This is a genomic window from Lentisphaera profundi, assembly GCF_028728065.1.
In the GTDB taxonomy this organism is placed as follows: Bacteria; Verrucomicrobiota; Lentisphaeria; order Lentisphaerales; family Lentisphaeraceae; genus Lentisphaera; species Lentisphaera profundi.
Genome location: NZ_CP117811.1, coordinates 2,197,736 through 2,210,961, shown reverse-complemented (window position 1 = coordinate 2,210,961; position 13,226 = coordinate 2,197,736). Strand labels below are relative to the sequence as shown.

11 protein-coding genes are annotated in these 13,226 nt (G+C 40.6%); 5 read left to right on the top strand and 6 right to left on the bottom strand.

Going from position 1 to position 13,226, the window contains the following annotated elements; translation table 11 throughout:
- Positions 1–54 precede the first annotated feature (54 nt).
- From PQO03_RS08910 to folK, 4 genes are read left to right on the top strand one after another with little or no spacing between them, the layout of a single operon-like run.
- A complete protein-coding gene (locus tag PQO03_RS08910; RefSeq protein WP_274149652.1) occupies positions 55–1,266 on the top strand; it encodes a class I SAM-dependent RNA methyltransferase in 1,212 nt (403 codons plus the stop codon).
- Positions 1,259–2,167, top strand: coding sequence for a GTPase Era (gene era / locus PQO03_RS08905; RefSeq protein ID WP_274149650.1), 909 nt, complete (start codon positions 1,259–1,261; stop codon positions 2,165–2,167). Before PQO03_RS08910 ends, era begins: the two co-directional genes overlap by 8 nt.
- A complete protein-coding gene (folB, locus tag PQO03_RS08900; RefSeq protein WP_274149647.1) occupies positions 2,157–2,522 on the top strand; it encodes a dihydroneopterin aldolase in 366 nt (121 codons plus the stop codon). The genes era and folB overlap by 11 nt, the downstream gene beginning before the upstream one ends.
- The gene (gene folK / locus PQO03_RS08895) at positions 2,519–3,022 is read left to right on the top strand and encodes a 2-amino-4-hydroxy-6-hydroxymethyldihydropteridine diphosphokinase (protein WP_274149645.1); all 504 of its coding nucleotides are present in this window, start codon (positions 2,519–2,521) and stop codon (positions 3,020–3,022) included. Before folB ends, folK begins: the two co-directional genes overlap by 4 nt.
- Here folK and PQO03_RS08890 read toward each other — a convergent pair whose 3' ends face one another.
- The 3 genes from PQO03_RS08890 to PQO03_RS08880 are packed head-to-tail and all read right to left on the bottom strand — an operon-like array spanning position 3,023 to position 6,368.
- The gene (locus PQO03_RS08890; RefSeq protein ID WP_274149644.1) at positions 3,023–3,973 is read right to left on the bottom strand and encodes an alpha-L-glutamate ligase-like protein; all 951 of its coding nucleotides are present in this window, start codon (positions 3,971–3,973) and stop codon (positions 3,023–3,025) included.
- A complete protein-coding gene (locus PQO03_RS08885; RefSeq protein WP_274149642.1) occupies positions 3,970–5,502 on the bottom strand; it encodes an inactive transglutaminase family protein in 1,533 nt (510 codons plus the stop codon). The genes PQO03_RS08890 and PQO03_RS08885 overlap by 4 nt, the downstream gene beginning before the upstream one ends.
- Positions 5,502–6,368: an ATP-dependent zinc protease family protein gene (locus tag PQO03_RS08880; protein ID WP_274149640.1), complete on the bottom strand. Its 867-nt coding sequence runs from the start codon at positions 6,366–6,368 to the stop codon at positions 5,502–5,504. Before PQO03_RS08880 ends, PQO03_RS08885 begins: the two co-directional genes overlap by 1 nt.
- A 192-nt stretch (positions 6,369–6,560) precedes the next feature.
- On the opposite strand from PQO03_RS08880, the gene PQO03_RS08875 reads away from it, so the two are divergent.
- The gene (locus PQO03_RS08875) at positions 6,561–8,756 is read left to right on the top strand and encodes a B12-binding domain-containing radical SAM protein (RefSeq protein ID WP_274149638.1); all 2,196 of its coding nucleotides are present in this window, start codon (positions 6,561–6,563) and stop codon (positions 8,754–8,756) included.
- On the opposite strand, the gene PQO03_RS08870 is transcribed toward PQO03_RS08875, so the two are convergent.
- The 3 genes from PQO03_RS08870 to leuC form a co-directional block, all read right to left on the bottom strand.
- Positions 8,742–10,973, bottom strand: a complete 2,232-nt coding sequence (locus PQO03_RS08870) for a hybrid sensor histidine kinase/response regulator (protein ID WP_274149636.1) — start codon at positions 10,971–10,973, stop codon at positions 8,742–8,744. The two genes, PQO03_RS08875 and PQO03_RS08870, sit on opposite strands and share 15 nt — an antisense overlap.
- Before the next feature lie 210 nt (positions 10,974–11,183).
- Positions 11,184–11,792, bottom strand: coding sequence for a 3-isopropylmalate dehydratase small subunit (locus PQO03_RS08865; protein ID WP_274149635.1), 609 nt, complete (start codon positions 11,790–11,792; stop codon positions 11,184–11,186).
- Between the two features lie 4 nt (positions 11,793–11,796).
- Complete coding sequence (gene leuC / locus PQO03_RS08860; protein ID WP_274149634.1) at positions 11,797–13,212, bottom strand: 3-isopropylmalate dehydratase large subunit; 1,416 nt, start codon at positions 13,210–13,212, stop codon at positions 11,797–11,799.
- Between the last annotated feature and the right edge of the window lie 14 nt (positions 13,213–13,226).

Below are 13,226 nucleotides of genomic sequence, written 5' to 3'. Positions count from 1 at the left end.
AGTGATAGATAAGTGTTTGTCACATAATGGTACACAAATAAATATGAGAAGATTATGGAAAGAGAAGAGATTTTTGAGATAGATAACATCGCCTACGGTGGTGATGGTGCAGGTCGTATGGAAGATGGGCGCGTGTGTTTTGTGCCATTTTCAGTTCCTGGTGAAAAAGTAAAAGTAAAGATTTTAAAAGATAATAAGAACTTTTGCCGTGGCGAGATTGTTGAGATTGTAGAAGCATCCGAGAAACGTGCAGAAGCACCTTGTCAGTATTACGGTGAATGTGGTGGTTGTTCCTATCAGCACATGACTTATGATGAACAAGTCACTGTAAAAGAAGCTCAGTTTCGCCAAGTTTTAAAACGTCTTGGTGGTTTGGATATAGATAACGATGATATCGAGATCGTACCATCGGTAAACCAATGGAATTATCGAAATAGAATTAGCTTAAATGCTCGTCGTACTGAAAATGATGAAGTTATTTACGGCTTTATTGGACGCGACAATCGAAGCTTGGTACGAGTTAAGGAATGTTTGTTAGCGCAAGCGCCAGTAAATGAACAGGTGCCTGGACTCAGTAAGACCAAGTGGGGCCACCGCAATAGCAAGAGAGATCGTCCTTTGAGAGCGACGATTCGCCATGCAAGCAGCAATAAAGAAACAGTTGCTTTTTATGGTAAAGCCCCAGTAGGCTTGCCATGGAGAAGAGAAATTTATAATGATAAAGAATATGTCATGCCTTCAGGTTCATTTAGCCAAGTTAATCGTGAAGTAGCAGAAGCTTTACAGAGCATGTGTGCAGAGATTATTTCATCCTTGAAAGAATGTACATTTGTGATTGATGCCTTCTGTGGATCTGGTTTCCTCTCAATGGAACTCAAAGGCGTGAGAGTCGTGGGCTTAGAGATTGATGATAAAGGTGTAGAAGCGGCGAATTTTAATGCGCAAGAACATGGTTTAACAACGCATAAGTACATTGCTGGAGACGTGAATAAGTTACTTCGTCAGCGTTTAGGGAAATTGATTGGAGAGACAACTCTGATCCTTGATCCGCCTCGCGCTGGAGTTGGCCCAGGTACGATTAAGGCCATCAGCAAACGATCTCCTCGTTGGATTCTCTATGTTTCTTGTGATCCAGGTACTTTGGCACGTGATCTTAAAGAGATTTTGCCACTGGGATATAAGCACAAGAAATTAGCGATGTTGGATATGTTCCCACAGACGGCTCATTTTGAATCATTGATTTTACTTGAGTTAGATAATGCTTGAAGATTATGGCTACGGTAATTGCGGTTTTGTTGCCATTATAGGGCGACCTAATGCAGGGAAATCGACTTTTGTGAACCAAGCCTTAGGCTATAAGCTTGCGGCTGTTTCTCGTGTGCCTCATACGACAAGACGTAGGTGGGTGGGGATTTATACCGATGATTCAGCTCAGATTATTTTTTCAGATACTCCGGGTATTCACGAAAGTAAGAACCGTATGGATGAAATGATGGATCGTACGATTAAACGTGCGATTGACAAGAATGATATAACGCTTTTGCTCTGTGATCCCATGCGAGAGTTCGGCATGGAAGATGAGATGGCGGCGAAAGCGGCCGCGGCTGCAGATGGGAAGACTACCATTCTGGTTCTCAATAAGTGTGATAAAGCGACTGAAGCCGCCATTCGCGAAATGGAAATGAATTATTGTGCACACTTTGAGGAGAAGCCTACAATTCATCGCATGTCAGCATTAATGAATAATGGTGTGACAGATTTATTAGAATTGATAAAGAACCTTTTACCAAAAGGGCCCTTCCTCTATCCAGATGATCAGCTTGCCGATGCGTTTTTAAGAGATATTGCAGAAGATATCATTCGTGAAAGTGCTTTAGAATTACTTCATAGTGAATTGCCTCATTCCATAGCAGTAATGATTGATCATTGGGATGAGAGAGAAAAGAAAATCAAAATCGAAGCGACTATTTTAGTTGAGCGAGAATCTCAGAAGCTGATTGTTATCGGTAGTGGTGGTGACATGGTGAAAGAAATCCAGCGCCAATCACGTAATAAGCTCGGGAAGAGTTTAGAGAAATTTGTTGATTTACGCCTCTTCGTAAAAGTGATGCCTGACTGGCAAAATCGTATTGGTTTATTAAAGGAAATGAATCTTAATGATAAATGAATTAGATGAGATTTATATTCAGAAAGTCAGAGTAAAAGCAATATTAGGTCTGTATCCTGAAGAGCGTTTGAATCCACAAGATTTTATTGTCTCGGCAAAGCTCTATTTAGATTTACGAGAAGCGGGAAAAAGTGATGATATTAATCATACCGTCGACTATGATTCACTGCATAGAAAATTAGCGGAGATCGCAAACGAATCTGAATGCCTATTGATTGAGAAATTAGCAGAATTATGTGCTGCCGAGTGTTTAAGTCATGCTTTGGTTCAGGCTTGCACCATTAAGATTGATAAACCTGAAGCTTTAGAATTAGCGGATAATGTAGCTATTTCTATCTATAGGCAAAGACAATGAAAACGGCCTATGTAGCTATAGGTTCAAATATAGATCCTTTTGATAGCATCGCTATGGCGCTTCGTGACTTAGAAGAAAAGTTTAAAATCACCGCGGTTTCAGGTTTCTATTTGAATCAAGCTGTGGGGACAAGCGAAGGGCAACACGAGTTTTTGAATGGAGTCATACGGCTTGAAACATCCTTAGATGCTTATGACTTAAAATATAAAGTACTGCGCGAAATTGAACAGAAATTTGGACGTCAGGATGGTGGCCATAAGCATGACGAGCGAAAATTAGATTTAGATCTGATTTTATATGGATCATCGGTGGTTGAAACAGAATTGATGCACTTACCTCATCCAGAAATTCTAACAAGAGACTTTGTCTATGTGCCCTTATTAGAAATCGTTCCTGGTCTTGTTCATCCGAAAGCAGGAAGTTTGCTTTCGGAACTGATAACAGCCGATACACGTACGATGAAGCGTTATAGATTAGGTAAGACTAGCTACAAAATTTGATTATTTTAAATCAACAAATTTTTCTTTTACGAGCGCAAGTTTTTCATCAATATTCCGACGTTTTTTATGAACTGAATCAATATATAAGAGTCGTTTTTCTAAGCCGTGGCCATTAGCGATTTGGATAGATAAGCCCGGTCGTGCATTGAGTTCAAGAATAAGTGGTCCCCTTGCTTTGTCTAAGACAATATCGGCACCTAAATAGCCTAATCCCGTGATATCAAAACTTTGAGCGGATAACTTTAAGACGACATCCCAGTCGGGTATTTCTAAACCTTCAAAAGATTGCCCTGTATCTGGGTGTTTGGTCACGAGTTTGTTAAACTGTACAGCTTGGATCGCTTTACCAGTGACTATGTCGAGCCCAACGCCAACTGCACCTTGATGGAGGTTCGCTTTGCCATCAGATATTTTTGTTGATAGTCGCGTCATTGCCATGACAGGATAACCACGATATATGATAACGCGAATGTCGGGGACACCTTGGTAAGTATAGCCATTGAAAGTATCGGTAAAATGAACGAGTTTTTCAAACATTGCCGTGTCTGGAGTACCACCAAGGGAATACATCCCCGTAAGAATACTGGCCACATGACGGTTGAATTCAGTAAAGGTGACGATGGAGCCAGAAGCTTTGATAAAGCCTTTCTCATTGCGACCAGTAATGACTAAGATGCCTTTTCCAGCGCAGCCTTTGGCGGGTTTTAGGACAAATTCTTGATGATCCTTCAAGACTGTGTGAAGTTCTTTGAGTTGGTGATTGTACTTAAGGCAACAGATAAGGTCGGGGACACTCAGTCCTTCGAGTAAGGCGATGCGCTTGGTCTCCATCTTGTCGTCGACGAGAGGGTAAAGTTCACGTTTGTTTTTAGAAAGCACGTAACTGAAGTTACGAGCATTCATGCCTAGAATGCCCTTGCTTTTTAATTTAAAGGGAGAGGCCCACTTCATTGTTTAATATCCTCATCTGTGACGAGGGGTTCAAAGCGGAAGATCTCAGTGAGTCGATAGCCCGTGTAGACACCAATCAATAAAACAAACGCTAGCATGATCAGCATAACCTCAGGGAAAGTGAAGGTGAAGTACTTAACGAAACTATTAGTCATGACAAAATAGATGATGATTGAGACGATTAGACTACCGCCCATTTTCTCGAAAACTTCGCGGCCTCCGTGTTCTTCCCACATGATAGAGGTTCTCTCAATAGTCCATGAAATGATGATCATAGGAAAGAAAGTGACACTGATACCGCCAGCTATGCCCATTTTGTAGGAGGTGATCGAGATGAAGGCCATGAGGATGACAACGCAGATGACAACAGCGGATATCCTAGGAACTAGGAGTAGGTTCATTCGTGATAAATAGGTTCGGATTAGCAGGCCAAGGACCATCATGACGAGTAAGACAACGAGTCCTTTAACTAGGCTCGTTTCAATAAAGGCAATGGCTAATAAGACAGGCATAAAGGTTCCCGAAGTAGAAATTCCAACAAGGTTACGAATGATTACGACAATTAAGGTGCCGACGGGAATAAGCAGTAGAAGCTTGAAAACAGATTGGAATTCAAGTGGCAAACTGAAGATAGAAAAGTTCATGATCGGGGACGAGTCTTCTAAACTATTTTTGATCGCGAGAGATTTTGCGGATTGATCACTCTTGATCATGGAGAAAGTGATTTTGGAATTTGTACAGCCTGCCGTTTCTAAGACGGAAGTTAGAGCCCAAAAAATGGTGTCTTTTGGGAGCCCGATTTCACCAGAAATATGATTGATAACACTCCATTTTTCATCGTAAAAAGCTAAGTAGTTGCCGGTAGTTGTTTTACGCGTACCATCCTCTAACTGTAAACCTCGAAGAACGGTTGCGGGTACATCTTTAAGTAGAATAAGATCTCGGACTAAGTGAGCCTCGGTGTAAGTGCCTTTTATTAGGCTGCGAACGAGATTGGTGTTTTGATCTGGATCAGCAAAGTTGAGACGACGAATAACTTCTTTCGCAAAAGTCGAATTATCAGATGATTTCTTCCATGCAGAGTCAACTAAAGATAAAGCAGCAGTTTTGTAAGCAGGCTCAAAGTAAGGTTTGTCAAATTTATAGCGGTCCTTGCCTTTAGTGGATTGAAATTCATCGGTTTCAAAAATACTGAAAGTATAATAAATTTTCTGGTTTCCAGCTGGTGGTTGTCGACTAGACCAGACGGCTTTTTTATTGGGGCTTTCTTCTGTGGTAAAGCCATAACCATTGGATGAACCTTGTTGTTCTAAGAGTTTATATTGAGCATAATACGTGGGAAGCGCAACTTTGACTTTCACAGGTTTGTCCTGAGTCTCAAATTCCACAAGAGCTTCCACCACCCATACATCACGCTTTTCTCCATGAGTAAGAGGTATGTCTAGTTGTATAGATTTGTAGCTTATGATGCCAGCACCCACTAAAATGAGTAGAAGGGACCATAAATAAACTTGGGCTTTAGCGCTCATTATTTATTGTCTCCGTATGTTTTTTCTTTGAGGTCAGTGCCAATGAATAAATCGACACCTTTTTTCTGTTTCATGAGTTGAACGGGATACTTGACTCGTGTGCCATTAATGGTGAGGATAGCGAGGGCTACAGGGATAGATTTTTTAGATGATTTAGCTGGCTCTAGTACTACTGATTTTTCTTGGCCGGGGAACTTAAGGCGGAACATTTTTTTTCCATCCGCTTCAATTAAAGAAAATGAATCAGGATAAATCGCAGAGCTTGCTTTGTCCCAAAAACTAGCACCCAGCTTGTTTTTGTAGTCGTGTAATTTGACGGGGAATGTTTTTTTCTGTGGAGTAGCTTTTGAAGATTCTTTACCGTGCTCTTTTAAGGAGACATCAACTAGGTATTTACCATTTAACCAGTTGCGACCGATGAGTAATTTGTAAGTCATTTTTTGACGATCTCGTAGGTTGACACGGACTTTACGCTTACTTCCTTTCCAGTGTAGAGTTAAGTTGACTACGTAGCGTGCTTCAGTGCCTTGTGAATTGCTTACCATGACGACATTGACAATACGGGTCGAAACTACGGCGGTTTCACCACTTTTATTGCGAGTTTTAAAGGTGATGAGTTTATTAATGTTGTCTTGCTTTTTTTTGCTTTTACCTTTGATATGTATATCAAAAGCATTAATTGAGGTAGTCGTTGCACCTGTATCTATACGGCTATCAAAAACTAAGCCAGTTTCATCGACTGCAATGAAGGCGGTTTCACCCACGATGGTTTTGCCTGCTTTAACTTCAGCTTCTTCGCTGAAATGAGTGCATGAAGAGAGTAGGGTAAGAGCAACGGTGAGAGCTATTAACGAGAGCTTTTTCATAGAGTGAACCTTGTTGACTAAGAAATTATTCGATAACATTAATCGTTACTTCCCTATTAGGCAAATAATCCCTACTTAGATTGAGTTCAAATTTGCTTAAAATAAGTAAATGTAGAAAGATTATAGGCAGAGCTGGTTTTTTTTGTCAAAGATGATTTTTTAGCCTTACAATAACTCTAAGGAAAATTTGCATTGAAAGCTGAAATACTGTTAATAACACCCCCTTTAACGCAGTTAAATACCCCTTATCCAGGGACTGCGTATTTAAGTTATTTCTTACGTGCTCAAGCATATGAGGTGAATCAGCTTGATTTAGGTTTAGATTTAATTTTGAGTATGTTTTCGTCTGACGGATTAAAAGATATCTTTGATTTTTGTAGCGATGAATCTGAAAAATTAGATTTAGCTTCTCAGAAAATTTTAGCTTTGCGCCATGATTACCAAAATTGTGCAGATGCAGTATTGCGGTTTTTACAAAATAAAGATTTAACTTTAGCACAAAGTATTTTTAGCCGTCATTACTTGCCTGAAGGACCACGTTTTAAGATTTTAGATGAAATGGGTGCAGAGGTCTTTGGGAAAATGGCCGTGCAGGATAGTGCACGCTTTTTAGCGACCCTCTTCTTGGAGGATTTAGGAGATTTTGTACGTAAAAATATAGATCCCGGCTTTGGCTTCTCTCGTTATCAAGAAAAAATTTCACTATCCGCAAGTTCATTTGACCATATTGAGCAAGGCTTACAATTAGAAGAAAGTTTTTTAGATCAAAAAATACTAGAAGTATTGGCTCAGAAATTAGGTGATCAAAATCCACAAGTCATTGGTTTGAGTATTCCTTTCCCTGGAAATCTCTACGGCGGTTTAAAATGTGCGCAGTATTTACGTGAACGCTTTCCCGAAAGTGCCATTGTCTTAGGGGGTGGATATGTCAATACTGAGTTGCGTGATTTAGAAGATCCACGAATTTTTGATTATGTGGATTTTATCTGTTTAGATGATGGAGAATTACCCCTGAGCCAAATCCTAAAAGTTATAGAAGGAACGGGTGATTTACATGACTTAGCAAGAACCTTTGTCTTAAATGCTGAGGGTGAAGTAGAATATATAAATAATTGCAAAGATAAAGATTTTAGTCATTTAGAGACAGGTATGCCGGATTATACAGGCTTGAATCTAGACGATTATTTATCTATTATTGAACTAGCGAATCCCATGCACCGTCTTTGGAATGATGGGCGTTGGAATAAGATGACTTTGGCACATGGCTGTTACTGGAAGAGATGTAGTTTTTGTGATGTGACTTTAGATTATATTGCACGTTACGACGAAGCTCCAGCAAAGATTTTAGTTGATCGCATGCTTAAATTACTAGATGATACCGGGATAAGTGGCTTTCATTTTGTTGATGAAGCAGCGCCGCCTTCTTTACTGCAAGATTTAGCGGAAGAGATTTTGTCACGAGGGGTCAAAGTATCGTGGTGGACAAATGTACGTTTTGAGAGAGCTTTCACAAAAGACCTCTGTCGCCTCTTGGCAGAGGCTGGTTGTATTGCGGTTTCTGGTGGGCTTGAGGTCGCTTCTGAGCGTCTCTTGAGGAAGATGAAGAAAGGCACGGGAATAACTCAAGTGTGTCAGTCAACTAAAGCCTTTAGTGATGCTGGGATCATGGTGCATGCTTATTTGATGTATGGTTTTCCTACGGAGACGGAACAGGAAACAATTGATTCTTTAGAAATTGTGAGGCAGCTCTTTCAAGAAAAAATGATCTATTCGGGTTTTTGGCACCGATTTGCTCTCACCGTACATAGTCCCATAGGGAAAAATCCCGAAGAATATGATGTCCAAATTACAGGCCCAGAGTTTGCGGGTTTCGCAAAAAATGAACTGAGCCATTTGGATCCGCTAGGTTGCGAACATGGCAAGTTTAGTGAGGGCTTAAAAAAAGCCTTGTTTAATTATATGCACGATGTGGGTTTTGAAGAAGATTTAGACTTTTGGTTTGAAGCTCAGGTTCCACAAACGAGTCATGCACCTGATTTGATTCGTCAACGCCTTATGGAGTTTTATAAGCCAGTGAAAGTTTTTGCCAAGGATCGCGTTTTGTGGTTGGGAGGAGAGCTCTTAATTGATGATTTAAAGCAAGAGCATTGTCAAGTGACTTTTTTGTCAAAACGGGGCGATTTATCCTTGAAGCTACCATCTCCTTTAGCGGAGTGGCTGTACCATTTGTTACCACAGTTGCGGATCGAAAGTGATGAGCTAGTAACTTATTCGGAGTTGGCGGCCCACTATCAAGAATATTTTGATAGTGATTTTGTGTTGATGAGAGAGAGTGATTTTTGGCAGAAATTAGAAGATTTTGGTCTTATTTATTTAAGAAGACGGTGATAGGGATTTATGGATTTCAGTCATGAGGCTATCTCCAGTGAAGGGTTTTGCTAAATAGCCATCGCAGATTTTGCGAAGCTTCCTTTCATCTTCCTTGAGTGCGGATGCGGTTACCGCAATGATGGGGATATCCTTAGTCTTTTCATTTTCTTTGAGAATGGCGGCAGCTTCGTAACCATCCATTTCGGGCATAACCATGTCGAGCAAAATGATGTCAATTTTTTCTTTGTCACAGCAATCTAATACTTCGTGCCCATTTTTAGCTTCGAGTATTTTTGTTGTTTCATTAGCTAAGAAAGATTTTATTAGTTCCCGATTAATAGCTATGTCATCAGCGACAACAATAGTACAGGAAGATATTTTAAGTTTATTCGTATGCATTTTGATTTCACTTTTAGCTTCAAGCGGAACTTGGACGCGATTGAGACAGATGCTAAAAGTAGATCCTCTATTGAGTTCACTTTGAACATTAATGCTGCCATTCATCATTTTGATAAGTCGTAGGCTGATAGAGAGGCCGAGACCCGTGCCAGGATGATGTCTGCTATTGGACGATTGTGCTTGTTGAAAAGCATTAAAAATCTTTTCTTGTTCACTCGGAGCTATACCCTCACCGCTATCTTCTATGTCGAAATATAATTTGCAATAGTTACCGACTCCTGGCATCATTTCGTGCCTCACTGTAAGTTTCACAAAACCTGTTTGTGTGAATTTAATGGCATTACCAACTAGGTTGATGAGGACCTGTCTGAGTCGCGCTTCATCAAGATTGACGAACTTGGGTAGCTTATCATCAAATATTACTTGGAAGTCAAGATGTTTTTTCTTGACTCGATAAGTGAATAGCTCATGAACTTCGTGGATAAGGTTAGGTAACGAGAATGAGCTATAGTAGAGTTCTAATTTATCAGCTTCGATTTTGGATAAATCTAGGATGTCATTAATAAGTTTGGTAAGTGATTTACTACTTATGGAGATGTTTTTTATATAACTCATTGCTTTATCGTGTAGAGGCATGGCTTGTAGGAGTTCAGAAAAACCCATGATAGCATTGAGAGGGGTTCGAATCTCGTGGCTCATATTGGCTAAAAAAATACTTTTAGCCGCATTGGATTGTTCAGCTAAATTTTTTGCTTTTTCAGCTTCGTTTTTAGAGTACTCTAAGTCCTCGACTAAGTCGTTTATCGTTTTAAAGAGGATGTTAAAGCCAGTGATAGTGATCAGCATTATCAGTATGGAACCGATGATGATAAGGGCTATTTTCCGTCGAATATTCATGTAAAGGGTGGGTAAATCTTGGTAAGAGACAAGTTTCCACGGGAGGTTTTTTAATGGGATGACTTTGACGAGGAGCTTGTCACCGTCTGAGTTCTGGACGATCGTATTGAGGCTTTCAGAATCAATGGCATCAAGCCATTCTCTTGAACTGGAGATCTTGGTTTTACCTCTTACGGTAGCATCAAAAGGCGCGTGGAGGTTACGGCTGTCGATAGACGTGACAATAGTATTGTCATAGCGATTGAGTAAAAAGAGTCCGCCTGTTTTGTTCAAGGTGTTGTTTTCGATTTGTGAGAAGTAGCTATCCAAAAGAATATCGACTCCAATAACGCCTTGAAATTCGCCACCCTCATATAAACCAAGAATAACAGAAAACATCCACTGTTTCATATAGGTTTGATCAAAGTAGATATCCGTAACCTGGAAATCTTGTGATTTTTTACCTATATGATACCAAATTTCATCTTGAGAACTTTGGTAGCCTGGATCGTCGTAGTATTCAACAATGCGGTTGTCAGCTTTTCCATATTCATCAGTTCCCATTTGAGCAAGATCTTTATGAACATCATTTGAAATAGCTTCTTGTTTATAAAGCTTTTGACTGAGCTCGGGTTCTAGAGCAAAGTAGGTATTGTATTGGTTCGGGTGGGAGGCAATATTTTGTGCCATGAGTTCACTGAGTTGATCTCGGCTCATGCGTGATTCAGGTGGAGATGTTTTGAAAATAGTGAATTGCCGATGAATATGATCTAGGCTCATTTTGGCATTTTCAATTTCTCGATCAAGTGTGATAGATAATACTTGTAAGTTATTGTTGCTTAAATAATTGAGTTTTTCTTTCTCGAGTTTTATTGTGTCTCGAATATAGGTATAATTAAAAATTATGATCAATAAAACAATACTTGAAATCGCAATGCGGTACAGGTTTTTAATCTTCATTGTAGGCTCACTTACTTATATACTTAAGAGAATATAGTATTTTGAAGTTTGAGAATACAAAGTTTTAAATTGTGATCATATCGTATATCATGATTTTTCATGGATATTTAATTTCTTGATCAAGAAGGTTTTGTGATAGTCATGTAGATGTTCAGAGAAATAAAAAAGCCGCAAGAAACTTGCGGCTTTAGTGAAAGGCTTGTGAAGAGCTTACTTCCAGTGATTGAAATAAGGCAAAGCTTCAGCCGTAGAGGTGATTTCGGAGTCGTTTTGCAGGAGTTCTGCAGTGACATCCCAAGTACCACCCATGAATTGTTGGCGGGCTCCTTCAGGGAATTCAGCTTTAACACTTAAGTCATTAGCTTTAATCTCTAAGGTATAGAGATCGACGGAAAATTCACAGTTGGGATCTTGCTCACATTTGTCTTGAAGTCGAGCAATGTCACTTTCCGAAACCTTTAGGCAGGGTACGCCAATAGCGACGTTGTTACCAAAAAATATTTCTGAATAAGACTCGCCAATGATGCAATCAATCCCGTGACGTTTAATAGCTTGAGGCGCGTGTTCTCGTGATGAGCCACAGCCAAAGTTCTTGTTGACAAAGAGGATGCTAGAGTTTTTATGGGCTTCTTGATCAAAGGGATGGGTCTCACCTTTATCAGCGAGCTGTTTGCGATCGTCAGTGAAAACTTCTGCACCCAAGCCTTCAAAGGTGATTTTCGTTAAAAAACGCGCGGGGATGATGCGATCAGTATCGATGTCATTGCCGCGTACAGCGACGCCCGTTCCCGTGATTTTGATGATAGATGATGAATTCATGTGTTTATCCTATACTAAAAGTTTCGCGAGCGTCAACGACTTTGCCTGTGAGGGCGGCCGCGGCAACCATTGCAGGTGACATCAGCAAAGTTCGTCCTGTAGATGAACCTTGGCGTCCTTTGAAGTTACGGTTTGAGGTCGATGCACAGATTTGATTGCCGATTAATTTATCTGGATTCATGGCTAGGCACATTGAGCAGCCAGCTTCGCGGAACTCGAAGCCTTTGTCTTCAAATATTTTGTCATAGCCTTTGCTTATGAGTTCTTGACGAACTTCCTGTGAACCAGGGACAATGAGGGCTTTTACTGAAGCAGGGACCTTGAGCTCGCTATCTTTAATAAGCGAAATAACTTCTTCGAAATCCGAGAGGCGGCCATTGGTACAAGAGCCAATAAATGCAACATCTACATCTTTACCGATCAGTTTTTCTCCTGGAGTGAAAGCCATGTATTCGTAGGCTTCTTTGATAAGTGGCTTATCGTTGTCAGAAAAGTCATCTTCACTTGGAAGGCAGGCATTCACAGCAACTGATTGGTCAGGAGCAATACCCCAAGTAACAAATGGCTCGATGTTATTAGCATCATAAATAACCACGTCATCATATTCTGCATTTTCGTCTGATCTAATACTGTCCCAGTAAGAAATAGCATCGTTCATTTTTTCTTCACTTGGCGCGTAGGGACGCCCTGCAAGGTAGTCGTAGGTAGTTTGATCTGGGTTGACGTAACCAATTCGTGCTCCGCCTTCAATCGCCATGTTACAGACTGTCATACGTTCGTCCATAGTCATGTTGTCAAAAACATCGCCTGCGTACTCATAGGCAAAGCCAACGCCGCCTTTTACGCCTAGGCGATTGATGATAAATAAAGCGACGTCTTTCGCATAAATTCCTGGACGGAGTGTACCATTGATTTCAACGCGACGTACTTTTAATTTTGCGGCGGCAAGAGTTTGTGTTGCGAGTACATCGCGTACTTGAGACGTACCGATGCCAAAAGCTAGAGAACCAAAAGCACCATGAGTTGACGTGTGGGAGTCACCACAGCAAATAGTCATGCCGGGTTGTGTGAGTCCTTGTTCAGGAGCAATAATATGAACAATGCCCTGTTTGCCACTAGCTGTGTTGAAGAACTCGATGCCGTTCGCAGCCGTATTGGTCTCAAGCGCATTGAACATTTCTTCTGCCATTGTGTCGCGAAGAGGGCGAGCTTGATTATCAGTGGGGATAATGTGATCAACAGTAGCAAAGGTTCTGTGCGGGTAGCGCACATTTAAGCCACGTTCTTCAATCATGTCGAAAGCTTGAGGTGAAGTCACCTCGTGAATCATGTGGAGGCCCATGAAGAGTTGGTATTGCCCAGAAGAGAGCTTCTTTACCGTGTGCTTTTCAAAGACTTTATTATAAAGGTTTTTAGCCATTTGAGTTCCTTATT

Bases quoted from the DNA above. Each gene is read 5' to 3' on its own strand.
- PQO03_RS08880 (WP_274149640.1), bottom strand. From the start codon at position 6,368: ATGAAAAAGCTCTCGTTAATAGCTCTCACCGTTGCTCTTACCCTACTC.
- folK (WP_274149645.1), top strand. From the start codon at position 2,519: ATGAAAACGGCCTATGTAGCTATAGGTTCAAATATAGATCCTTTTGAT.
- PQO03_RS08890 (WP_274149644.1), bottom strand. From the start codon at position 3,973: ATGAAGTGGGCCTCTCCCTTTAAATTAAAAAGCAAGGGCATTCTAGGC.
- era (WP_274149650.1), top strand. From the start codon at position 1,259: ATGCTTGAAGATTATGGCTACGGTAATTGCGGTTTTGTTGCCATTATA.
- folB (WP_274149647.1), top strand. From the start codon at position 2,157: ATGATAAATGAATTAGATGAGATTTATATTCAGAAAGTCAGAGTAAAA.
- PQO03_RS08885 (WP_274149642.1), bottom strand. From the start codon at position 5,502: ATGAGCGCTAAAGCCCAAGTTTATTTATGGTCCCTTCTACTCATTTTA.
- PQO03_RS08865 (WP_274149635.1), bottom strand. From the start codon at position 11,792: ATGAATTCATCATCTATCATCAAAATCACGGGAACGGGCGTCGCTGTA.
- leuC (WP_274149634.1), bottom strand. From the start codon at position 13,212: ATGGCTAAAAACCTTTATAATAAAGTCTTTGAAAAGCACACGGTAAAG.
- PQO03_RS08870 (WP_274149636.1), bottom strand. From the start codon at position 10,973: ATGAAGATTAAAAACCTGTACCGCATTGCGATTTCAAGTATTGTTTTA.
- PQO03_RS08910 (WP_274149652.1), top strand. From the start codon at position 55: ATGGAAAGAGAAGAGATTTTTGAGATAGATAACATCGCCTACGGTGGT.